General features: G+C 33.7%; 26 protein-coding genes. 18 read left to right on the top strand and 8 right to left on the bottom strand.

The genetic code is table 11. The annotated features are described in order from the left end of the window. Window positions 1-43: 43 nt before the first annotated feature. The 18 genes from M0D21_RS14645 to M0D21_RS14560 all read left to right on the top strand — a co-directional run bounded on the left by M0D21_RS14645 (window position 44) and on the right by M0D21_RS14560 (window position 16,170). The gene (locus M0D21_RS14645) at window positions 44-793 is read left to right on the top strand and encodes a hypothetical protein (protein ID WP_248330811.1); all 750 of its coding nucleotides are present in this window, start codon (window positions 44-46) and stop codon (window positions 791-793) included. Window positions 794-842: 49 nt separating this feature from the next. Continuing rightward, window positions 843-1,931 (top strand): anhydro-N-acetylmuramic acid kinase, encoded by a 1,089-nt coding sequence (locus tag M0D21_RS14640; protein WP_262922117.1) that lies wholly within the window; start codon window positions 843-845, stop codon window positions 1,929-1,931. 53 nt (window positions 1,932-1,984) lie between these two features. Then, window positions 1,985-2,593: a uridine kinase gene (gene udk, locus M0D21_RS14635; protein WP_248330807.1), complete on the top strand. Its 609-nt coding sequence runs from the start codon at window positions 1,985-1,987 to the stop codon at window positions 2,591-2,593. Between the two features lie 37 nt (window positions 2,594-2,630). Next, window positions 2,631-2,990: an FtsB family cell division protein gene (locus M0D21_RS14630; protein ID WP_394802469.1), complete on the top strand. Its 360-nt coding sequence runs from the start codon at window positions 2,631-2,633 to the stop codon at window positions 2,988-2,990. Next, entirely contained in the window at window positions 2,983-4,347 is a 1,365-nt protein-coding gene (locus tag M0D21_RS14625; RefSeq protein WP_248330805.1) for a methylmalonyl-CoA mutase subunit beta, read from the top strand. The genes M0D21_RS14630 and M0D21_RS14625 overlap by 8 nt, the downstream gene beginning before the upstream one ends. 89 nt (window positions 4,348-4,436) lie before the next feature. Continuing rightward, window positions 4,437-5,066 carry a hypothetical protein gene (locus M0D21_RS14620; protein WP_248330803.1) on the top strand — a complete coding sequence of 210 codons (630 nt, stop codon included), beginning with the start codon at window positions 4,437-4,439 and terminating at the stop codon, window positions 5,064-5,066. A gap of 95 nt (window positions 5,067-5,161) precedes the next feature. After that, on the top strand, window positions 5,162-5,803 hold the full coding sequence (locus M0D21_RS14615; protein ID WP_248330801.1) for a hypothetical protein: 642 nt from the start codon (window positions 5,162-5,164) through the stop codon (window positions 5,801-5,803). Between the two features lie 3 nt (window positions 5,804-5,806). After that, on the top strand, window positions 5,807-7,939 hold the full coding sequence (scpA, locus tag M0D21_RS14610) for a methylmalonyl-CoA mutase (RefSeq protein WP_248330799.1): 2,133 nt from the start codon (window positions 5,807-5,809) through the stop codon (window positions 7,937-7,939). A gap of 79 nt (window positions 7,940-8,018) precedes the next feature. After that, the gene (locus M0D21_RS14605) at window positions 8,019-8,900 is read left to right on the top strand and encodes an SDR family oxidoreductase (RefSeq protein ID WP_248330797.1); all 882 of its coding nucleotides are present in this window, start codon (window positions 8,019-8,021) and stop codon (window positions 8,898-8,900) included. Between the two features lie 140 nt (window positions 8,901-9,040). Then, window positions 9,041-9,805: a ParA family protein gene (locus M0D21_RS14600; protein WP_248330795.1), complete on the top strand. Its 765-nt coding sequence runs from the start codon at window positions 9,041-9,043 to the stop codon at window positions 9,803-9,805. A 6-nt stretch (window positions 9,806-9,811) separates the two neighbouring features. Further along, complete coding sequence (locus tag M0D21_RS14595; RefSeq protein ID WP_248330793.1) at window positions 9,812-10,726, top strand: ParB/RepB/Spo0J family partition protein; 915 nt, start codon at window positions 9,812-9,814, stop codon at window positions 10,724-10,726. Further along, entirely contained in the window at window positions 10,716-11,303 is a 588-nt protein-coding gene (locus M0D21_RS14590) for a DUF5683 domain-containing protein (RefSeq protein WP_248330791.1), read from the top strand. Before M0D21_RS14595 ends, M0D21_RS14590 begins: the two co-directional genes overlap by 11 nt. Before the next feature lie 40 nt (window positions 11,304-11,343). Then, entirely contained in the window at window positions 11,344-12,042 is a 699-nt protein-coding gene (dapB, locus tag M0D21_RS14585; RefSeq protein ID WP_248330789.1) for a 4-hydroxy-tetrahydrodipicolinate reductase, read from the top strand. Between the two features lie 53 nt (window positions 12,043-12,095). Then, window positions 12,096-13,667, top strand: a complete 1,572-nt coding sequence (gene lepB / locus M0D21_RS14580; protein ID WP_248330787.1) for a signal peptidase I — start codon at window positions 12,096-12,098, stop codon at window positions 13,665-13,667. Then, window positions 13,636-14,364, top strand: coding sequence for a signal peptidase I (gene lepB, locus M0D21_RS14575; protein ID WP_248330785.1), 729 nt, complete (start codon window positions 13,636-13,638; stop codon window positions 14,362-14,364). Before lepB (M0D21_RS14580) ends, lepB (M0D21_RS14575) begins: the two co-directional genes overlap by 32 nt. A 4-nt stretch (window positions 14,365-14,368) precedes the next feature. Beyond that, window positions 14,369-14,995, top strand: a complete 627-nt coding sequence (locus tag M0D21_RS14570; protein ID WP_248330783.1) for a WbqC family protein — start codon at window positions 14,369-14,371, stop codon at window positions 14,993-14,995. After that, window positions 14,995-15,303 carry a DUF6122 family protein gene (locus M0D21_RS14565; protein ID WP_248330781.1) on the top strand — a complete coding sequence of 103 codons (309 nt, stop codon included), beginning with the start codon at window positions 14,995-14,997 and terminating at the stop codon, window positions 15,301-15,303. Before M0D21_RS14570 ends, M0D21_RS14565 begins: the two co-directional genes overlap by 1 nt. An 84-nt stretch (window positions 15,304-15,387) precedes the next feature. After that, window positions 15,388-16,170 (top strand): M949_RS01915 family surface polysaccharide biosynthesis protein, encoded by a 783-nt coding sequence (locus M0D21_RS14560; RefSeq protein ID WP_248330779.1) that lies wholly within the window; start codon window positions 15,388-15,390, stop codon window positions 16,168-16,170. 77 nt (window positions 16,171-16,247) lie between these two features. Here the strand turns inward: M0D21_RS14560 and M0D21_RS14555 are convergent, their stop codons facing one another. From M0D21_RS14555 to ribH, 8 genes are all read right to left on the bottom strand, one after another. Next, window positions 16,248-17,477: a tetratricopeptide repeat protein gene (locus M0D21_RS14555; RefSeq protein WP_248330777.1), complete on the bottom strand. Its 1,230-nt coding sequence runs from the start codon at window positions 17,475-17,477 to the stop codon at window positions 16,248-16,250. Beyond that, on the bottom strand, window positions 17,478-18,788 hold the full coding sequence (locus tag M0D21_RS14550; protein WP_248330775.1) for an AAA family ATPase: 1,311 nt from the start codon (window positions 18,786-18,788) through the stop codon (window positions 17,478-17,480). Between the two features lie 53 nt (window positions 18,789-18,841). Beyond that, window positions 18,842-19,858 carry an endonuclease/exonuclease/phosphatase family protein gene (locus M0D21_RS14545; protein WP_248330772.1) on the bottom strand — a complete coding sequence of 339 codons (1,017 nt, stop codon included), beginning with the start codon at window positions 19,856-19,858 and terminating at the stop codon, window positions 18,842-18,844. 7 nt (window positions 19,859-19,865) lie between these two features. Continuing rightward, on the bottom strand, window positions 19,866-20,765 hold the full coding sequence (locus tag M0D21_RS14540; RefSeq protein ID WP_248330770.1) for a rhomboid family intramembrane serine protease: 900 nt from the start codon (window positions 20,763-20,765) through the stop codon (window positions 19,866-19,868). 2 nt (window positions 20,766-20,767) lie between these two features. Next, window positions 20,768-21,520, bottom strand: a complete 753-nt coding sequence (locus M0D21_RS14535) for a rhomboid family intramembrane serine protease (protein WP_262922116.1) — start codon at window positions 21,518-21,520, stop codon at window positions 20,768-20,770. A gap of 5 nt (window positions 21,521-21,525) precedes the next feature. Then, complete coding sequence (gene mutL, locus M0D21_RS14530) at window positions 21,526-23,421, bottom strand: DNA mismatch repair endonuclease MutL (RefSeq protein WP_248330768.1); 1,896 nt, start codon at window positions 23,419-23,421, stop codon at window positions 21,526-21,528. Next, a complete protein-coding gene (locus tag M0D21_RS14525; protein WP_248330766.1) occupies window positions 23,421-23,711 on the bottom strand; it encodes a riboflavin synthase subunit beta in 291 nt (96 codons plus the stop codon). The genes mutL and M0D21_RS14525 overlap by 1 nt, the downstream gene beginning before the upstream one ends. A gap of 102 nt (window positions 23,712-23,813) precedes the next feature. Beyond that, window positions 23,814-24,317, bottom strand: coding sequence for a 6,7-dimethyl-8-ribityllumazine synthase (gene ribH, locus M0D21_RS14520; protein WP_248330764.1), 504 nt, complete (start codon window positions 24,315-24,317; stop codon window positions 23,814-23,816). Window positions 24,318-24,319 lie beyond the last annotated feature (2 nt).

Here is a 24,319-nt window from a genome sequence, read left to right as displayed (position 1 = left end):
AAAGAACTTAACCCTAAACTAGTATCGACCAATATTACTATTTATGAAGTTCTTAACGCTTCTTTCTATTTTCTTATCCGTGGGAATGGTATATGCTCAAGGCGCACGTCCAGATTCTCCCAACAGATATCGATTTAAATATAAATCTGAAGTCTATAAAGGCACTAGACTCCAAATTACCTCTCAGTTAAGAACATTAAAGAATGATTCAAAATTTGTAGATATTCCCGATGAGATAGAACAAGAACTACATTCTCTTTTTATCTCTGCCAAAAAACAGCCGATTCCGAAAAATTACAAGAAGCACGCTATTGTATTTCTCAATGCATTATATAGTTATGAAGACTTTGCTATAGTCTATGAAAATGCACTCTACGAAGTAGTAAAAAAAGTAAAAAAAGACATGTATGTTGTTGATTTCAAATTCGAAAGACAATTTACAAAAGCAAAGATCAATCTAGATCGCGCACTTAACGAAGACGTTTCGAACATCGAAAAATTTGATCGACTTAAAAAAGAGCTTATCGATAGTCAAACCAAATTATCTAGCCATAGATGGATGAAAGGGAAATTTGAGCACTATAAAACGTTTGATATTGTAAAAAATCCAGATGAACTTATGAGGGCTTTTAAAAAACTGGAAGCTGTGCATGTTTATCGCCTTTATAATGAAGATAAGATCGGAAAAATAAGATCATATCTTGAAAATCAAATCATTGATTTTTACTACAAGAAATCTTTACCAGAAATCAATCCAGAGGAGTTTGACCTCCAATACATCACCAAAATATAATTGAGGGCTCTTCATTGTTCAAATTATTTTACTAGTTTGGTCAAGTAAAATGAATTCCCAAAAACACATATACAAAGTAATAGGGTTAATGTCTGGAACCTCTCTAGATGGTTTAGATATAGCCTATTGTTATTTTGAAGAAAAAAATGGTGCTTGGAGTTTTTCTATAGAAACTACCCATAGTATCGACTACTCTGCAAAGTTCAAAGAAAGACTAAAAAATTCAATACATCTCGAAGCTTCAAAATTACTGGCGTTTCATAACGAATATGGTGAATGGCTAGGCAGTGAAGTTAAAAAATTTATAGACAAAAATAACCTTGTGGTTGATTTTATTGCCAGCCACGGTCACACTGTTTTTCATCAACCAGAAATTGGGTTGACCTATCAAATGGGGTCTGGTCAACACCTAGCTAATGCATCTGGTCACAAAATAATTTGTGATTTTAGAACCAACGATGTCGCTTTAGGAGGACAAGGGGCTCCTTTGGTACCCATTGGTGACCAATTGCTTTTTGGTAACTATGATTTTTGTCTCAATTTAGGAGGAATAAGTAATATCTCTTTTCAGCAAGATGGGCAAAGAAAGGCCTATGATATTTCACCAGTGAATATGTTATTGAACTTTATATGCAAACCAATGAACCTTGAATTTGATGAAGGAGGGAAACTAGCATCAACTGGAGTTATAAATGAAGATCTACTGCGGCAATTGAACAACTTAGGATATTACCAACTTCCCTACCCCAAATCTTTAGGATTTGAATGGTTTGAAAAAAATGTCATTCCTATTCTCTCAAATACCAAGGAAACCCCGGTTAACATTTTGCACACTGCCGTAGATCATATTGCTGTTCAAATAGCTGATGCCGTAAAAAAAGTAAATAAGCCAAAACCTAAAATTTTGATTACCGGTGGGGGCGCTAAAAATGATTTTCTTATCGAGACGCTGGGTAAAAAACTAAAGAATCAGGCCGAAATTATTATTCCAAGGGTTGAGATTATTGATTTTAAAGAAGCGCTAATTTTTGCTTTCATGGGAGTATTAAAGGATCGTAATGAGGTAAATTGCTTGAAATCAGTGACCGGAGCGCGAAAAGATTCTTCTTCTGGAGTGGTTTATTACTCTAGTGAATAAATTTTATGAGAAGATTAAGTTGCATTCAGTAAATTTGCCAAAAATTAAATAAAATGCTAATTATTGGTATAGCCGGAGGAACTGGTTGTGGTAAAACTACAGTAGTAAATCAAATTGTAAACGAATTACCCGAGAATGAGGTATGCGTAATTTCTCAAGATTCCTATTACAAAGATACCAGTCACCTGACCTATGAAGAGCGAGTTAAAATTAACTTTGACCATCCGCAATCTATAGATTTTGAATTATTAGGAAAACACCTTTTAGCATTACGCAAAGGAGAAACTATAGAACAACCTGTCTATTCATTTGTAGAACATAACAGAACCAAAGAAACTATTATCACTAAACCAAGTAAGGTAATGATAGTCGAAGGTATTCTCATTCTTACCAATCCAGAAATAAGAGACATGTTCGATATAAAAATCTATGTACATACAGACAGTGATGAACGATTGATTAGACGATTAAAACGTGATATCGCAGAACGTGGCAGAGATATGGATGAAGTATTGGATCGTTACCAAAACACTTTAAAGCCAATGCACCAGCAATTTATTGATCCCACCAAAGAATTTGCCGATCTTATTATACCCAATAACAACTATAATAATGTTGCTGTTGATATCGTTCGCACTATAATTAAAGAACGCTTGAATTAACTTTTGTACCTTTACACCAACATTATTCTTACATCGATTGAAGCTTAAAAGTTATATTCAGAAATTAAAAAACAAACCGGCACTAATTCCGATATTTGCCATATTTTTAAACAAATATGTACTTATTGTATTGCTTTTTGTTATTTGGATGTTATTTCTGGATACCAACTCATGGTTGATTCATAAAGAATTGGATCAAGAGATAAAAGAATTAGAAAATAATAAAGAGTACTACATAAAGGAGATTGTTAAAGATCAAAAAAACATTAAAGTTCTTAAAGATAGTAGTGAACTAGAAAAATTTGCTCGAGAAGAGTATTTCATGAAACGAGATAATGAAGAAATCTACATTATCGAATATGAGGACAGTGTACCAAAAAACAAAGAAAATGACTAAATCATTATTTGATAGTTTTGATAAAGTTTCTGCAAAAGAATGGAAACAAAAAATTCAATTTGATCTTAAAGGAGCAGATTATAATGAAGCTCTTATCTATAAGTCTCTAGAAGGTATTGATATTAAACCATTTTATCATGCCGAAGACATTTCTGAAACTGACCTGAACACTACCCATCCTCAGTCCTGGAAAAATGCTCAGAAAATTTTAGTTAGCGATGCCTCTAAAGGAAATCAAGATGCTCTAAAAGCCATACACAAAGGAGCAGAAAGCATTTTTTTTGATATTCGAAATGAAGAAATAGATATAAACTCACTTTTCAAAAGTATCGATAAAGAAATATCTATTTTTGTTCAAACTGCTTTCCTTTCTCCATCTTTTATAGCAAAACTGAACACTTTTGCTACAAGTACCGACTTAAAAATTCATGTCTTTACAGATATCATAAATAACCTCGCAGAAACTGGTAATTGGTTTACGAGCTTAAAAGAAGACCACCAATCATTAGAAGAAATTGTAAAAAACGATGCGCTTTCAAGTACAATTAGCGTTGATCTTAGCTTATACCAAAATGCCGGTGCTACAATGGTTCAGCAACTGGCTTATGGATTGGCACAAGCCTATGAATATTTAAATCATTTTGCTAACCAAAAACATAATCCCCTTAAGAATACTAAGGTTATGTTTAAAGTAGCTGTAGGTAGCAACTATTTTTTCGAAATTGCCAAACTAAGGACACTTCGTTTACTCTGGGCTTCTTTGGCTGCTGAATTTGATGCTGATGATGAATGTTATATTTTCGCCTACCCTTCTTTACGTAATAAAACCATATTAGATTATAATGTAAATATGTTGCGTACTACAACCGAATGCATGAGTGCTATTCTCGGTGGTGCTGACTTTGTACAAAATTTGCCATATGATGAAATTTATAATCTTGAAAACGACTTTGGTACCAGAATTTCTATAAATCAACTATTAATTTTGAAAAATGAAAGTTACTTCGATTTGGTTACCAATCCTGCTTCAGGCTCATATTATATTGAAACGTTAACCTCTCAACTTGCAGAAAAGGCTTTATCCCTATTCAAAAACATTGAAGAAGGAGGTGGTTTCCTTGCCCAATTAAAAGAAGGAACTATTCAGAGAAAAATCAAAGAGTCACAACAGAAAGAACAAGAACTTTTTGACAATGAAAAAATCATTCTTACCGGATCAAACAAATATCAAAATTCAGAAGAAATTTTGCCTACACTTCAAAAGCCCGTTTTTGAACCCAAAAATGTAAGAAAAACCCTTCTCGAACCTGTTATAAAAAGGCGATTAAGTGAGGTTATAGAGAAAAACATGCAATAAATCGTTAATATTTCCCGATTTTTTGTTAACTTGCACGCACTGTAATAATAAATTTTAGCCTATACATTAACATTACTAAATCTAAATCAATGCCCCTTAAGATTAGATGTAGGATCATCATCGCTATATTGATCATATCTACCAATTCAACTTATGCGCAGTCTTCGTATTACTGTCATAATGTAGATGAATCAGGTATCGTCAAAAAAGCATATGACTCCTTCCAGAATGATTTATTTAGTTATTACAAGTTTGGTAATGACTCTATTAAAACCTACCGCACATTTTTGGCTGAAGTTGCAAGTTTATCAATTGATTTGAGAAAACTTCCTTCTAGCAATTCAATTCAACTCGCTCGCGAATTCAAAAAGATTGCAAATAACAAAACCTCACTTTGGATTAAGTTAAGTGAATATGAGAATCATGAAGCTTACAAAAAATCTTACCCTTCATCAACCCCTAAAAAAAATGAAGAAGAAATCCTTATTTTTAATTATCGAGGTGGGTTCATACAGTGCTTAAAAAATTCTAGTGATAGTGATGATTTTCAAGAAATTGTAGATGCACTTGAATTAGACGGGAATGTAAGCACTTCCCTAATAGCGCAAAAAATTTACTACATACCAGATAAAGAATTCTGCTCTGTTGAAGTTAAAAACTTCATTGCCTTTGACATTTATTATTCAATACTAATGGTAATTGAAAAAGCTTTTGGATAATTTAATGAACGACATATCTTTATTTCATAGATCATTATCAAAATATTATTAATAAAACCGTAATTTTACATTTTTAATAATGATTTCTCTCTTACATGAAAATAATTTGTGGTTTTCTTATTTCTTTATCTTTTTTACTAACCTCATGTAATACTTTTATAACTGAAACCCAAAATTGGATTGAAAATTCAAATATTAAGAGTTCAGAAAAATTACAAGGGCATTACTTCCCTGTTGAAAATGGGGCTGTCAAAACTTTCTTACCTGTTGGTTTTGAACTATATTCTATTGAAAAATATCGAGTTACTTTAGATTCAATTATGACTAAAAACGAAGTCAGAAATGAAATAAAAAGACTTGAAAATATGAGAGATATGAAAGGTTCTTTTAATCTTTTCTTTGATCCCTATACCGGTTCTACCTATACCATTAACACTTTACCATATATGAATTTTAATAGAAATGATGCTAAAATGTTACTTTCTATTATAAAACATAATAATAACAAAACCAGCTTAACAGCTAATTTTAACTTTAAAAAGATAACTGCAGCTTTTGCCAAAAACAAAGATTTTACAATGTTTAAGTCTATTTTTCAAATCGATAATCTTAAAAAAGACACAAAAGCATTTAGTTCATCATATATTATTTCTGCAAACAAGCGAACCTTTATGATTAATCTAACAACACCAATACAAGTTAATTTTGATGGGTTTATTGAAAAAATGAAGTTTTAAATAATGAATAGAAAAGACATACAACATATACAATTACCAAAACAGAAATTTCCTACTCACAAACCTAATGTAAAAACATTTAACACCTCTGAAGGTATAAATATTAAATCTTCTTATGACGATTCTGATATTAAAGATTTGGAGCATTTAAATTTTTCTGCAGGTATTCCTCCATATTTAAGAGGTCCATATTCTACTATGTATGTTCGTAGACCATGGACCATACGACAATATGCAGGATTTTCAACTGCCGAAGAAAGTAATGCATTTTACAGGAGGAATCTTGCTGCTGGTCAAAAAGGGTTATCTGTAGCTTTCGATCTGGCTACACACAGAGGATACGACAGTGATCATGAGCGAGTTTTTGGTGATGTTGGTATGGCAGGCGTTGCAATCGACACCGTTGAGGACATGAAAGTGTTATTTGATCAAATTCCACTCGACAAAATGTCGGTTTCTATGACTATGAATGGAGCTGTTCTTCCTATCATGGCTTTTTATATTGTTGCTGCAGAAGAGCAAGGAGTAGATAAAAATCTTTTATCAGGAACAATACAAAATGATATTCTTAAGGAGTTTATGGTACGAAATACATATATCTATCCTCCTACTCCTTCAATGCGAATTATAAGTGATATTTTTAAATATTGCTCCAAAAATATGCCCAAATTTAATCCTATAAGTATCTCGGGATATCATATGCAGGAAGCAGGCGCAACTTGCGATATAGAATTGGCATATACATTAGCCGATGGGCTAGAATATATACGAAAAGGAATTGAAGCCGGTTTAAGTGTAGACGCTTTTGCCCCAAGATTATCATTCTTTTGGGCTATAGGAATGAATCATTTTATGGAGATTGCCAAAATGCGGGCCGCTAGAATGTTATGGGCCAAACTGATTAAGCAATTTAATCCGCAGAATCCAAAATCCCTGATGCTCAGAACCCATTGTCAAACCAGTGGTTGGAGCTTAACCGCGCAAGACCCTTTCAACAATGTAGCTAGAACTTGTATTGAGGCAAGTGCTGCAGCATTTGGAGGAACACAAAGCTTACACACCAATGCTCTAGATGAAGCTATTGCTTTACCTACAGACTTTTCTGCTAGAATTGCCAGAAACACCCAAATATATTTACAGGAAGAAACCAATATCACAAAAACTGTAGATCCGTGGGCTGGTAGTTATTATGTAGAATCACTCACCAATGATATTGCAGAAAAAGCATGGAAATTGATTGAAGAAGTAGAAGAATTGGGAGGTATGACCAAAGCTATAGAAGCCGGAATACCTAAAATGAGAATAGAAGAAGCCGCAGCCCGAAAACAAGCAAGAATTGATAGTGAACAGGATGTAATTATTGGTGTAAACAAATTTAAGCTTGAAGAAGAAGAGGCTATTAGCACTTTAAAAGTAGATAACAATGCTGTAAGAAATCAGCAAATAGAAGGACTTAAAAAAGTTAAGGCTTCTCGAAACGAAGAACAAGTTCAGCAAGCGTTAGTTGCTTTAAGCGAAGCTGCTGAGGATGAACATCAAAATTTATTAGCTTTGGCTGTAGATGCTGCCAGACTAAGGGCAACACTTGGAGAGATTAGTGATGCACTAGAGAAAAAATTTGGAAGATATAAAGCTGAAATTAAATCATTTACAGGAGTGTATGCAAAAGAAATAAAAAATGACGAATCCTTTGATAAAGCCAGAGAGCTCGCCAATAAATATGCAGAATTAGAAGGTCGTAGACCAAGAATAATGATTGCAAAAATGGGACAAGACGGACATGATCGAGGAGCAAAAGTGGTTGCAACAAGTTATGCAGATGTCGGTTTTGATGTTGATATTGGTCCACTTTTCCAAACCCCTAATGAAGCTGCCAAGCAAGCCGTAGAAAATGATGTACATATCATAGGTGTATCTTCATTGGCCGGAGGTCATTTAACCTTGGTTCCTCAAGTGATTGCAGCTTTAAAAGAATATGGTAGAGAAGATATTATGGTAATTGTAGGAGGAGTTATCCCTCCCGATGATTATGATTTTCTTTTTGAAGCTGGAGCGGTGGCCATATTTGGTCCTGGAACAAAAATTAGTGATGCAGCAATCACAATTTTGGAGATTTTGATTTCAACATTTGAATAATCATAAAAAATACTATGCATGCATAGTATTTTTGAAGTTTTAGTTGTAACTTTCCAAAAATATAGACAATTATACACATATGGCATATACAGATAAAATGCTTCGCGATGGAGCACTAGAAGGAAAAAATATAGTAGTTACTGGTGGTGGTAGCGGTTTGGGTCGATCTATGACCAAATACTTTCTCGAACTGGGCGCAAAAGTAGCTATTACTTCGCGTAATCTGGAAAAATTACAAAACACAGCAAAAGAACTAGAAGAAGAAACTGGAGGAACTTGTTTACCGCTTCAATGTGATGTAAGGCATTACGATCAAGTTGAAGCTATGAAAGAGCAAGTAATTTCAGAATTTGGCAGTGTAGATGTTTTATTGAATAACGCTGCTGGAAATTTCATTTCTCCTACAGAAAGACTTTCTGCAAATGCTTTTGATACGATTATCGATATCGTTCTTAAAGGAACCAAAAACTGCACATTGTCTTTTGGAAAACACTGGATTGATACTAACTACAAAAAGACCACTGTACTTAATATTGTTACTACCTATGCCTGGACAGGCTCTGCATATGTTGTTCCGAGTGCTACCGCAAAAGCAGGAGTTTTGGCAATGACTAGATCTCTAGCTGTAGAATGGGCAAAATACGGTATGCGTTTTAATGCTATTGCTCCAGGACCATTCCCTACCAAAGGAGCTTGGGATAGATTATTACCTGGGGATCTAAAAGAAAAATTAGATATTACAAAACAAGTACCCCTGGCAAGAGTTGGTGATCATCAGGAGCTTGCAAACTTAGCAGCATATCTGGTTTCAGATTTCTCAGCTTATATGAATGGAGAAGTTGTGACCATAGATGGGGGAGAATGGTTAAAAGGAGCTGGTGAGTTTAACATGCTTGAACAAATTCCTGAAAAAATGTGGGATATGCTTGAAGCTTCTATTAGGTCTAAAAACAAGAAATAACTTAGTTATCAACAATTATAGTTTTATATCAGACCATTCGTAAAGGCGGATGGTCTTTTTCGTAAAACACTGTTAACATTTTTCATTTTTATAATATATAATAAATTGTATTTTTACCTCTTAAATCCAAATCTCCCCATATGGGTAAAATAATAGCAATCGCCAATCAAAAAGGAGGAGTAGGAAAAACTACTACTTCTGTAAATTTAGCAGCATCTCTAGGTGTTTTAGAGAAAAAGGTATTACTAATCGACGCCGATCCACAGGCCAATGCAACATCTGGTTTAGGTCTCGATGTCGAAAGTATTGAAAAAGGAACGTATCAAATCCTTGAGCATACGGTGAGTCCTGCTGAAGCCATTTTGGAGACCACCTCTCCCAATGTGCATATTATTCCAGCGCATATCGACTTGGTAGCGATTGAAATTGAACTCGTTGACAAGGATCAAAGAGAATATATGATGAAAAAGGCTATTGAAGGCCTACGTGAAGAATATGATTATATTCTTATCGACTGTGCTCCTTCTCTTGGTCTGCTTACTCTTAATGCTTTAACGGCTGCAGATTCTGTGATGATCCCGATACAGTGTGAATATTTTGCATTAGAAGGTCTTGGCAAACTTCTAAATACCATAAAAAGTGTACAAAAAGTTCACAATACTAATCTAGATATAGAAGGATTATTATTGACCATGTACGATTCTAGATTACGTCTTTCGAATCAAGTGGTAGAAGAAGTGCAAAAACACTTCAATGAAATGGTATTTAAAACCATTATTCAAAGAAATATACGTTTAAGCGAAGCTCCCAGTTACGGAGAGAGTATAATTAATTATGATGCTGCTAGTAAAGGAGCAAGTAATTATTTAAGTTTGGCTCACGAAATTATTAAGAAAAACAGTTAAGGATTCATGGCGAAGGCAACAAAAAAACAAGCTTTAGGAAGAGGATTATCGGCCTTGTTAAAGGACCCCGAAAATGATATTAAATCGGTAGAAGACAAAAATGCCGATAAGGTGGTTGGAAATATTATCGAACTGGAATTGGAGAGTATTGATGTAAATCCATTTCAACCACGTACCAGTTTTAATGACGAAACACTACGCGAACTTGCTACTTCTATAAAGGAAGTGGGTGTCATACAACCTATTACCGTTCGTAAATTAGGTTTTAACGACTTTCAACTAGTCAGTGGAGAACGTCGTTACCGAGCTTCAAAACTAGCTGGCTTAAAAACTATTCCTGCTTATATAAGAATTGCCGATGATCAAGAGTCATTAACTATGGCCTTGGTTGAAAATATTCAACGTCAGGATTTAGATCCAATAGAAATAGCCCTTTCATATCAACGACTTATCGATGAAATTAATCTTACTCAAGAGCAATTGAGTGATAGAGTTGGTAAAAAAAGATCAACGATTGCTAATTATTTACGACTTTTAAAACTAGACCCAATAGTGCAAACCGGCATGAGAGATGGTTTTATTTCTATGGGACATGGTCGTGCATTAATTAATGTCGAAAACCAACAGCAACAACTTGATATTTACGAAAAAATAATAGGCAAATCTTTGTCGGTAAGAGATACAGAAAAATTAGTACGCTCTTTAAATGACACATCTGAAAATATTGATAGTCTTTCTAAAAAAGTTGCTGGTGGACAATTACCTAAACACATTGCCAAAGGAGTGAAAGATTTTTCTGAGTATTTTGGTGCAAAAATAGACGTAAAAGTTTCCAGCAAAGGAAGTGGTAAATTAATCATACCATTTTCTTCTGAAGAAGATTTTAACCGTTTAAAGAAACTTATTAATAGTGAAGATTAAATGCTGCTATATTATCTTTTTAGTATTTTTTTCAATTCAAAATACGTTTTCGCAGGAAAATGAAGAGTTGAAAGTAACCACTGAAGAGGTAGCTGTAAAAAAGAAGAAAAAAAGAAAGAAAAAAGTCCGTCCATATGAGCCTTTAGCTCCAGCAAGGGCGGCTTTTTATTCCGCTGTTGTACCTGGATTAGGGCAAGTTTACACAAAAAAGTATTGGAAAGTCCCAATTGTTTATGCTGCCATTGGAACGGGTATTTATTTTTATATCGATAATAATAATAACTATAATCGATTTAGAGATATTTTTAAAAGAAGATTAGCTGGTTTTACAGATGATGAATTTCCAAATGTGACCGATGATCAATTAATCTCTTTGCAGGAACGCTTTCGTAGAGATCAGGAGTTATCTTTATTACTTACTGTTGCGGCATATCTACTAAATATTGTTGATGCCAATGTTACCGCCCACTTACAACAATATAATGTTACTGATGACCTTTCATTTAAACCAAAAATAAATTTCAACGAATTTGATGTTAGTCCAAATTTTGGCGTATCATTAAATTATAGCTTTTGAGATACATAGGGTATCTAAATCTTAAATAACCAATCAAAATATGAAAATTGCACTGCTAGGGTATGGTAAAATGGGAAAAACCATTGAAAAAATAGCAACAGAACGTGGACATACCATTGTTTTAAAAGTAGATAAAGATGATACAAATTATGATCTTTCTGACGCCGACGTTGCCATTGATTTTAGTATTCCCTCAGCGGCTGTAAATAACATAACTAACTGCTTTAACGCTGGAGTCCCAGTAGTTTCAGGAACAACGGGCTGGTTAGAATATTACAACATGATTGTAGGATTGTGTGAAGAAAAAAAAGGAAGTTTTATTTATGCATCAAACTACAGCTTGGGAGTTAATCTTTTCTTTGAGCTCAACAAAAAGCTTGCGAAAATGATGAGCCCTCTAGAAGGTTATAATGTGAAGATGGAAGAAATACATCATACCGAAAAACTGGACGCCCCAAGCGGAACTGCGATTACCCTTGCCGAAGGAATTATTGAAAATTCGGATAATACCAAATGGCAATTGGACGAAGCTGATGAAAACTCCATTCCGATAATAGCGAAAAGAATAGAAAAAGTTCCAGGCACTCATACTGTTACTTACTCGTCTCAGGTTGATGATATTGAAATAAAACATACCGCTCATAATCGAAACGGATTTGCTCTAGGAGCTGTAGTCGCAGCAGAATGGCTCAAAGACAAAGTAGGTGTATTCGGAATGAAAGATGTTTTAGGCTTATAAAAGTGTAACGTTTTAAGAATTAAAACTACAAATACTAAAAAAATATAGGACAGATGACACTAACACAATGGTTTATTTTTTTTCTGGTAGTACAGGTGATTCATTTTTTAGGAACCTGGAAACTTTATGTAAAAGCGGGAAGAAAAGCATGGGAAGCACTAGTGCCAGTATATAATGCTGTTGTTTTAATGAAAATCATAAACAGACCATGGTGGTGGGTTGTTCTACTATTCATACCCGTTATCAATGTCATTATGCTTCCTGTAATTTGGGTTGAAACCATACGAAGTTTTGGAAAGAACTCTACCGTAGATACTATTCTAGTCGTTGTGACCTTAGGTTTTTACATTTTTTATGTGAATTACATGTTAGATGTTACCTACATAGAGGATCGCAGTTTAAAACCTAGAACAGCAGCGGGAGAATGGATAAGTTCTATATTATTTGCAGTTGTAGCAGCTACTATTGTTCACACTTATTTTATGCAACCTTATACCATACCTACAGGATCTTTAGAGAGAACTCTATTGATAGGTGATTTCTTATTTGTAAGTAAATTTCATTATGGAGCCCGTACCCCTATGACAGCAGTATCATTTCCAATGGTGCATGATACCATTCCGTTGGCAAGAGTGAAATCATATACTAGTAGTCCACAATATCCATATTTTAGACTTCCCGGTTTCCAAAAGATAAAAAATAATGATATTGTAGTTTTTAGTTGGCCAGTAGATACAGTAGATGCTTTTCAACAATATGGAGATGGAAAATATCATTATAAACCAATTGATAAAAAATCAAATTACGTAAAACGTTGTGTCGGTATTCCTGGAGACTCTATATCGGTAGTAGATGGTTATGTACATATTAATGGAAAGAAAAATGTGTTACCTGATAGAGCTCAATTACAATTTTCATATATCGGGACTGCAAAAAACAGAAATTTTAATCCAGACAATTTATACAAAAGGTATAAAATAAAAGCGGGAGATTTTGCTTTTATCAGCCCTACGGAATTTTATGTAAGAGGGATAACCGAAGATGCCGCTGCTAAATTTAAAAGTCACCCAAGTGTTTCTACTCTTCAAAGAGATATAAAAATAGATGGAGAAATTGAATTAGGTATATTTCCCAATAACCGTAAAGTAAACTGGAACAGAGATTATTTTGGATCTATTTACATTCCGGAAGCTGGTAAATCTGTAAAAATGGATCTTAAAAGTTTTGCATTATACAGACGAATCATTGAGGTATATGAAGGATCCGAAATGGGTATAGATAACAAATTATCGGTTAATGGAACACAGGTTTTACTTAATGGAAAACCTATTGATTCTTACACCTTCAAACAGGATTACTATTGGATGATGGGAGATAACCGACATAATAGCGAAGATAGCCGCGCATGGGGTTATGTTCCTGCCAATCATATTGTTGGAAAACCTGTTTTTATTTGGTTTAGTTGGGATTCGAATGTAAAAGGTCTATTTAATAAAATTAGATGGGAACGTATGTTTACTACCGTTGGAGGTAGTGGTGAACCAGTATCCTACTTTAAGTATTTTTTAATTTTATTAGTAGGTTGGTTCGTCTTTGACTGGTACCGAAAAAGAAAGAAAGCTTAAAAAAATGACAAAAAATCATAAGATTTTATTAGGTATAATACCTTTAGTTATTTTTTATATCTATATAGCTTATGGAACTCATATCCTTAGATACTATCAAAACAGTAGCTTAGCAAATGAACCTACGTTACCTATTGGTAGTGGCATGCTCGTTTCAAGTTTAATTAAACCTAATAGATTAGATTTTATAGTGTATAAGCATGGAGACTCATTATTCGGTAATGATAAAAGAGTTCATCGACTAGTAGGTATTCCAGGTGATATTATACAGATTAAAAAAGGAGATTTATTTGTAAACAATAACAGTATTGATTCATTAATCAACCCAGCACATTTGTACTTTATACCTCTAGAAATTACTAAAAACATTGAAGATGATATTATTCCCACTCCTACTTATAATGGGAAGCCTTACTATCTTAAGGGCAATAGTGATACTACTATGGTTTATATTTCTAATTCCAATGCAAAAAAAAATAAAATCCTGAATTTTAAAAACACTCTAGTGCCTGGCATCACCGATCAAAAGATCTATTCTATATATAAAAAACCGTGGAATGTATATAACTTCGGACCTGTGGTTCTAAAAGTCAATGAATACTTTGTCTTAGGAGATAATAGAGAAAATTCCGAAGATTCTAGACATATAGGAATTATAAAAGAGTCTCAAATAATAGGAAAAGTTATAAGGTTTTAATAGCATGAAACAGGTTTTAGTACATCCTATGTATTTTGGTTCTATAGTACAATATGTAGCTATATCTCAATCATCAGGTGTTTTGTTTGAAAACGAAGATAACTACCAAAAACAGACCTATCGTAACCGTACATATATTTACGGTGCGAACGGAAAACTACTACTTACCATTCCGATCAAACACACTGGAAAAGAAGGAAGACAACTTTATAAAGATGTTCGCATAGAAAACGATTTTGAATGGCAAACATTACATTGGAAATCTTTGGAAACAGCTTATAGAACCTCTCCATTTTTTGAATTCTATGAAGATGAGTTTGCACATCTATTTGAAAAAAAGAGAAATTTTTTACTTGATTTCAACTATGAGTGCATGCAAACTGTAATAGATTGCTTACAACTCGATATCACTTACAACAAAACAGAAAAGTATCAAACCGACCCCAACAAGGATGTAACTGACTATAGGTTTTTGGTACAAGCCAAAAAAGAAAAACCGCACAACCTAGAATCTTATATTCAGGTCTTTTCTGAAAAGCATGGTTTTATAGCCAATCTTTCTGTTTTAGATTTATTATTTAATGAGGGCACCAATGCCATGAGTTATTTAGAAAATCAGGCTATTTTTTAATGCTACAATCTGTAATACACTATAGTTTTCATCTTCTATTACCTTTGGTCTTTGCCTATTTCTCATTTCCCAAAAGATGGAAAAGTGTCTATTTCATATTTTTATGTAGTATGCTTATCGATTTAGATCACCTTACTGCTGATCCTATTTTTGATCCTAATCGATGTAGTGTTGGGTTTCACTTCTTACATAGTTATTTAGCGATTGCAGCATATCTGATTCTTCTATTTTTCTCAAAAACCAGAATTATTGGGGTGGCACTACTATGGCATATCATTACCGATATTGTAGATTGTTCTATGATGTAACCATCCCTAATACACTCATTTGCAAAATATTGTTTACATTTAAGAAAAAATTTCTATTTATTTTTTTCATAAAACCCCTTATCTATGAATAAATTATTACTTATTGGTATACCATTACTATTTCTAAATTCTTGTAAAAAACAAGTTAAAGAAACTACAACTATCTCTGAAAAAGAACCAGAAAAACAGGAAGCTGTTATTGCTAAACCCATACAAAGAAATACTTCGATTTCTTTAGACACAACATTTGCTCGCCAGCTATCAGAAAAAGAAATTTCTTCCATCTTTACCCGTAGAAGAGAATTTAAACTAGGGATTTCAAACGATATCTTTCAAGCTTATTCTTACAAGGACAAAACTGGAGAATATTACTTAGCATTAACAGATCACAGAAAAACGATAACTGAAGAAAAAGATACTCTATACGATAACATTTACCTGGTAAGTGTCAATAATACCAAAAATCAATTCAAAAAGAGATCTTCTGCCACAGATGAAATAGATGGTGATTGGGAAACATCTATTGGTTATTGGAATATGTACTCTGAGATATCAGATATCGACAACGATAGCATTGTAGATCTTATCCTTGTTTATGGAACCACAGGACAAGATATGTACAACGACGGAAAGGCAAAAATTATGATCTACCACAATAACAAAAGAGTATCTATTAAACATCAGAACAGTGATTATGATGGCCGCCTTACCAAAATAAATTCAAAGTTTTACTCTTTGCCAGAATCTATACAAAATGCGGTAAAAGATAAAATGAAACTCATGGTAAAAAACGGTCATGCAGTTTTTACAGAAGACTGGGAAAAGAAAATGGCAAATGATAATGCCACCCGTTTAGAGGATTTATAAGACTACACTCTAATTGAATAGTATCAATATATGACTATTATAAGTTTTTAAACTTGTAATAGCTGGAGTTTTTTTGGTTAATTTTTTAAGAAATTACCTATCCAGGTGTAGGCCACTAATCCTAAAAGAGATACAGTACCTAAAAACATAAGATCTGTTGTAAAAAAAGGGCCAATTAACCCTGCACATATAATTATAGCACCAATTGCAAAGCTTATAATTTTAGAATATTTATCTTCTTTTAATGCTCCTTTAGCCAGTGGTATAATTGCACACAACGCAGATACAGAAATTAATAGAAAAACATCTTGTCCTAACCCAAAAAACAAACCAAAACTTAAAATTGATACTAAAAGACAAGAGAAAAAAATCATTCCCGATAACTTATCATTTTTATCCAGCAGATATTTACCATAAGAATGGAATAATAAAATCATATTTGACAAAGGACCTATTATCCAACCTCCCAAAGCAAATAGTAAATATGGAACAATAATTAAAAAAACCAAATATGGATACTGAGAAAACTGAACACTCTTGACCAGGAATCTATATACAATATAGATACCAATAATAAAAAACCACTGGTTCTGGGTTTTCATGTTAGATATCCAAAACGCATACTTTAAATACGCCCTATACACAAAATTTTTCGCCTTTATTGCTTCCAACATACCTTCCTGGGCATAACGAGAATTAGGGTCATTTTTTAGAGATTCTTTAAAATGATGCATTGCATCTACATGATTTCCTTGTTCCAATTGCACCCATCCCACATTTGCATGCGAAAAACTTCCTTCGGGATCTTGATGCAACGTATTATTGATTGTTTCCTGCGCCTCTTCGTTTCTTTTAAGTTTTGTTAAAGTTTGAGCTCTAACATTAAGACATAGCACGTTATTGGGATCTAGTTCCAAACCGTCATTAGCTGTCGCAAGTCCTTCCTGATAATCTTTTGATTCGAGTAAGATCATACCTTTATAACCAAAATAATCGGCACGATATGGATCAAGACGTATGGCTTCATCTATAGCTTCTATAGCTTTAGCTAAATCTTTATTATGCCATTTAATCGCCGATCGATTATAAAATAACTCATCTTCATTTGGGAATTGTGACAATAATGATTCATTCAGCTTTTCTGCAACCTCAAAATTATCTAATTCAATATAACATCTAACCAATAAACTTTTTGCAAAGTAATTTTCAGGCTCTCTTTGCAGCCCTTCTTTTAAAGAGTTAATAGCATCTTGATATCTTTTAAGTTGAAAGAGCTGAAATCCCCTTTCGAAAATTGCGTCTTCCATTTACTTTTTAATTTTAAGATAAGACAAAATTTCATCATAGAGTCCCGAATCATTAGCATACAAAGCGTAATTTTTTGATGTAACAAACCATTCTTTTGTGCTTGGTTTTACATTTTTGATTGCTTTCAAAACATCTTTGGTACTCAATGGTTTTGGAACACCATCACTAAAAGACTGCATAAGTTTATGCTCTATAGCTATATCTACAGCTGCTTGAATATCTGCCCCTGAAAACTCCTTAGAATTCTTAGCTAGAGCATTATAATCAATATTCTCTATCGGTTTACCCTCTAACATAATTCTATAAATTGCCTCTTTTGCTTTTAGGTCAGGAGGAGATACAAAAACAATCCTGTCAAATCTACCAGGTCTCCTAAAAGCAGGATCTAAATGCCAAGGGGTATTTGTAGCACCAAGGATTAAAATGCCATCGTTATCACTATCTATACCATCTAATTCTGCTAGAAATTGATTAATCACATTTCTTCCCGCAGATTTATTCATATCATTACGATTGGCACCCAACGCATCAATCTCATCAATAAAAATGACACAAGGGGTATTGTTTCTTGCTACTTCAAAAATTTCATGTAAATTTTGCTCACTACTACCAATCCACATATCCAAAATATCATTAATCCCAATACTAATAAAGTTGGCATTTATTTCACCCGCTGTGGCTCGGGCTAAGTGTGTTTTTCCACATCCTGGAGGCCCATATAACAAAATCCCTCCACCTATTTTTTTGCCGTAGGCCTCATATAGTTCTTTATGTTCTAAAGGCTTGATTATTTTTAAAGAAATCTGATTTTTAACCTCATCCATTCCTCCAACATTGGTAAAATTTATGCTTGGTTTCTTCAAAAATTTTATACCATCTTCATCTATCAGATTTTTTTCACTACCTGGACCACTTGCAAGTCTTAACTTATCATCGAAATCTTCATTGCTATAAGACGGATCAAGATTTAAAATAGATTGATATGTATCCATTGCTTCCTCGATATTATCATTTAATTGACAATAACATAGCAGCTCTAAATAATTAAGATTCCTACTATCCTCTTTCAATAATTCTTCAAGAATAATTTCAGCTGGAGCAATTTTATGCAACTTATAATAACAATTGGCCAATCCATACTTAGCCTCTTGATTATCTGCTTGTAAACTTATTATCTCCAAATAATGTTTCTCTGAATTCGAATAGTCACTCATATCAAAGTATGATTTTGCAATTCTCATTCGTAATGGAATATTATTTGGCGAAAAAGAAAGTGCCTCTAAAAGATCTTCTATAAAATTATTACTCATTTTACTTTTTTTTGATAAAGCCTACGGATTGCAATACAACAACACTAGCAAAACTAAAATTTTATTCTTGAAAGTATTGGATAATGATCTGAAAGATGCAAATCATAAGTATTAAAACCCAAAACTTCTATTTGTTTATCGACAAGAATATAATCTATTCGGACAGGAAATAAATCGAATTCCAGAGTCTTTCCAAAACCTCTACCAGCTTCTTTAAAAGCATCATGAAGGTCTTGAGAAATAACTTTGTCATATACATAAGAATATGCAGAATTATTAAAATCACCCATCACAATATTTTTATATGGTGATGTCTTCATATGTGCAATAAGTTTTTCTACTTGCTCTTGTTGGCGCTCAAAAGAAAATTGAATTCGTTTTAACAGCTTTTGAGAATCCTCTTGAGCCAATTTCTCAGTATTGGAACTAATTTTATGAGATTGCAAGTGAACATTGTATATCCGCAAGGTATCCTCTTTAACAACCACATCACAAAAGACAATGTTGTTTGCGGTTTTTTTAAAATGCAAGGATCCTTTATTAACGATAGGAAATTTAGAAAATACTACCAATGCCAATTCTCCATTATCGTTATTAAAGTTCTCATATTTATAAGGGTATTGTGTAAAATCAGTATCAGGATTGTTATAATATTCCTGAGCACAGAAAATGTCGGGGTCCTCTTCTCTCACCAGCTTAGAAATATCTTGAGGGACAGAATCTGAATCTATCCAACTAAATCGATTAAAACTTCTAACATTGAAACTCAATATTGAAATTCCTTCGTTGGTATCTTCAATAGATTTCCCTCGTAACTTATACAAAGAAGACACATGTGAAATCCCTAAAATCAAAACTAATAAAGAAAGTATTCCTTTTTTATTAAGCAAGACTACCCAGTACAAAAGAAATAATACATTTACCACAATAAGAATGGGTACTGCGAGACTTAAAACTGATAATAGCGGGAATGTTTTAGGAGAAACATAAGGCAATAAATAAGACATCAACAGTGCAAACGCAGCTATAGAATTCATCAAAAAGATAAACTTATTTATTAATTTCCTCATAGAACTTCTATTCTTCCTTACCCGCTTTAAATAAAAAGTCTTTTTCTTCTTTAGTTAAACTATCGTATCCACTTTTACTAATCTTATCTAGAATAGCATCTATTTGTTCCTGACTTGGAGTTTTGGTATATTTTTTTGAGGTAGTTTTTTTTGTAGTTGTTTTGGTATATGTTTTAGATTTATGTACCGTGCGTAAAGGACTTTTCTTTTTGGGTTTAAACAAATTCGACAACCCATCCATCATTTTCTCAAACCATGCCCCAATATCGTTTCCTTTTTTAAGTTGTACTGCATACAAATACCCAAATGCTGCACCACCAAGATGCGCTATCATTCCTCCTGCATTTCCTGTAATCGGGGATTGATTTGGCAATTGCACCAAATCCATAAGTACCATAAACAATCCAACCTGCCATAGTTTCACATTAAAAAAGATAATTCTTACTTCTGCATTAGGTGTATATGTAGCAATAAAAATTACTATCGCCAAGACTGCCGCCGATGCTCCTATTAAATATCCAGCTCCTTGATTAAGCACCGGAAAAGTATTATAAGCAATAACAAAGAGCGTTCCTCCTGCAATAGCTCCAAGTAAATATATGGTCAAAAACCTTTTCTCAGTAAACAAGTTAAGCACAAAAGAACCAAACCAATACAGTATTAGCATATTCCAGAATATATGCCAAAAACCAAAATGTAAAAAGCTGTACGTTAAAATCCCCCACACCTGCAAAACAAGAGCGCCCAGATCCGAAGGAAGCACAAACCATTGCATTATGTCGCCTGCAGTAGTTTCAAAAATCCACGAACCTAGGGTTGCTATCAAAAAAAGTATTGCATTGATAACAATAAGCTTAATAATAACATTAGCTGTTCTAAACTGATATGAAAGATTATTTGTTGTCATGTTTAATACCAACGATTCTGATTAAACGAATTCTTTTTCCAATACCACATAGTGATAAAACCAATTATCGCCCCTCCAATATGTGCCCAGTGTGCAATATTACTTGTACCATATAAGCTTTGCCCCGTGATGCCTCCTATTAAATCTGGAATAAAATAAAACGCCATCAAATATTTTCCTTTAACCGATATGGGCAAAAACATCAAGTTAAGAGGTCTATTCCAGAACATTGTACCAAAACCTGCTATCACTCCAGAAACTGCCCCAGATGCTCCAACCATATGACTTAAATAAGCTTTATACGTTTGAGCAACCCCCTCCTCATCTATATACTTTAGTACAGAAGTGTTATATCGTTCATTCCTTAAAAAATCTAAAATTTCAGCTTTTGCAAAACCTGCGTCGATAAAAGCTTGATATCCAGGAATAAAATTAATGTAATAAAATAACAGTTGAAGTCCTAAAGCCCCAAATCCTGCCGAAAAATACAAAAACAGGAATTTTTTCTGTCCAACAAAATATTCTAATGGGCTTCCCATCATTATCAGCAATAACATATTAAACATTATATGCGTTAACCCCTGGTGACTATGCATAAACATATAGGTCAAAATCTGCCAAAAATGAAAATTATCGTTATAAGGAAACCAAAAAGCAAATAACTTGAAGGAGGTTCCCTCAAGCGTTAGTGATCCTATGAAAAAAATGATATTGATTATCAATAAGACCTTAACTGTTTCTGTAATTCTCCCCATGTATACTAAAATTTCTTATCGATCTCATCTATCGTTAACGTGATGAAAGTCGGCTTATTATTAGGTGTTATCGTTGGCTCTGTACACGCAAATAGGCTATTTGCCATATATTGTATTTGTTCTGGTGCCAGCTCTACCCCAGTTTTTACTGCTAACGTTTTAGCTAAAGATTTTGCTAAAGCATCTGTTTGAGAAAACCCAGTTTCGGGCACATCATTTTCCAGATCACTAAGTAACCGCTCAAAAAGTTCAGACACTTCTTTTTCGGTTACTACTGATGGAATAGCAGTAATTTGAACTTCTCCAACAGACATCTCTCCAAACACAAACCCTGTATTTTCTAATTGCTCTCTGATACTTTCAAGTAAAGCAAATTCCTTTTTGGAAAATGATATTTTAAGCGGAAACAATAGTTGCTGACTTACTGCACTTGCCATAGTAATATTGCGCAACAACTCTTCATATAAAATTCTTTGGTGAGCTCTATTTTGATGTATAATCACCATTCCACTTTTAATTGTGGTGACTATATATTTTCTTTTAAGCTGATAAGCTGTATATTGAGATAACTCCTTATTTTCCTCTTCGGTAAACAAGGAACCTGTTACTTCGGTACTCTCAAATTCTACAGTCGAAAATTGCGTTTCTTCACTATCACTATTAGGACTATTGGTTGCTAGATCAGACTCTAAACCTACATATAAATTTTCCCAACTCCCTGCTGGTTCTTTTTTAAATGAAGTAAATGACCTTTGGGAAGACGAAGAGCTCCCTGAACCTGATATTTTTTCTTCTTTAAATGGATTAAAATCTCTATCAACTTCTATGGTTGGTGATTGTGCCTGCTTATTCTTATATTCATAGGGAGTATCCATTGAAGAATCCCGATCAAAATCCAAAACCGGAGCTACATTAAATTGTCCTAAACTATGTTTTATTGTTGAGCGCAACATAGCATATAAAGCATGCTCATCTTCAAATTTAATCTCTGTTTTTGTAGGGTGAATATTAATATCTATCGTAGTTGGATCTACTTCGAGATAAATAAAATAACTAGGATGGTTCTTATCTTTTAATAATCCCTCAAACGCTGCATTAACCGCATGGTTAAGGTAAGCACTTTTTATAAACCTATGATTTACGAAAAAAAACTGTTCGCCTCGAGACCGTTTAGCATACTCAGGTTTACCGACAAAACCACTAATAGTAACAATATCTGTCTCCTCATTAATAGGAACAAGTTTCTCGTTGGTCTTTCCGCCAAATATATTTACAATACGTTGTCTCCTATTGGAAATTGGTAAATTAAATATCTCTGAACCGTTATGGAACATATCGAATTTAATATCGGGATGTGCCATAGTAACTCTATGAAACTCATCAATAATATGTCTTAATTCAACAGCATTAGACTTTAGAAAATTCCGTCGTGCTGGTATATTATAAAACAGGTTTTTAACAGACAATGAAGTTCCTTTTGGAGTCACACATGCCTCTTGAGAAACTACTTCACTACCTTCTATTTTAATTTCTGTACCTACTTCATCGTTTTCTTGTTTTGTCTTCAACTCGACATGTGCAATAGCGGCAATAGAAGCCAGTGCCTCACCTCTAAACCCTTTGGTATCTAGTTGAAATAAATCTTCGGCAGATTGAATTTTGGAAGTAGCATGACGTTCAAAACACAATCTAGCGTCGGTCACACTCATTCCCACTCCATCATCTATTACCTGAATAAGTGTTTTACCCGCCTCTTTTATAATCAATTTAATAAAGGTTGCTTTGGCATCAATAGCATTTTCTAGCAACTCTTTAACCACAGAGGCTGGTCGTTGCACGACTTCTCCTGCAGCAATTTGGTTAGCAACATGATCGGGTAATAGTTGAATGATATCTGACATCAAGAACGGGTAAAGAAAATGGATAAATCAAAATCTATGAGATACAAAAAAATAAAAACAAGCACCGCTACAATCCAAATAATTCTCCTATTAACATTTCTATCTGAACGGTTTTTCAAGTCGTCTATAGCGTCATTAAAAGTGCTTTTTAGTCCTTTATTTTTACCAACAGTAGTACGATATTTATCAAACTTGTGTTCCATTTGATAAGGATTTCCTTCTCCTTTGTCATCCCAGTACCTAGGTGAGTAACTAAACTTTTTATTTTTCTTTGTCTTGAAAATTCCCATAATAAACCCAAATTTAGTTAAAATTGTATTGTAATGTAAAGCTTTTAGCATTACAATAACACAAGATATCAACAATTGGGCCAGCGCATAAAGAAGGGAGTGCTATTTATAAAACTTGGCGTCTTTTCGTAACTGCGCCATTTTTATTGCGGCTATCGCAGCTTCAGTTCCTTTATTGCCATGTTTACCTCCTGAACGGTCTATAGACTGTTGTAGATTATTATCGGTTAGCACACAAAAAATGACAGGTATATCGTTTTGAATATTCAAATCCTTGATTCCTTGAGTGACCCCATCGCATACAAAATCAAAATGTTTGGTTTCTCCTTGTATTACAGAACCTACGGCTATTATTGCGTCTAGCATATCAAAAGATTCCTGCATTTTCTTGCAGCCGTAAATAAGTTCAAAACTACCGGGAACATTCCAACGTACGATATTCTCTTTTATAGCACCACAATCAATGAAGGCATCAAACGCTCCCTGAAAAAGTCCTTGAGTAATCTCTGAATTCCATTCTGAAACAACAATCCCAAATCGAAAGTCTTTCGCATTTGGGATTGTCGCTTTATCGTATTGTGATAAATTTTTATTTTCTGTAGCCATGT

Source organism: Aquimarina acroporae (assembly GCF_023195925.1).
Lineage (GTDB): Bacteria > Bacteroidota > Bacteroidia > Flavobacteriales > Flavobacteriaceae > Aquimarina > Aquimarina acroporae.
The sequence above is the reverse complement of the archived record's forward strand: the minus strand, read 5'-3'. Positions and strand labels throughout refer to the sequence as shown.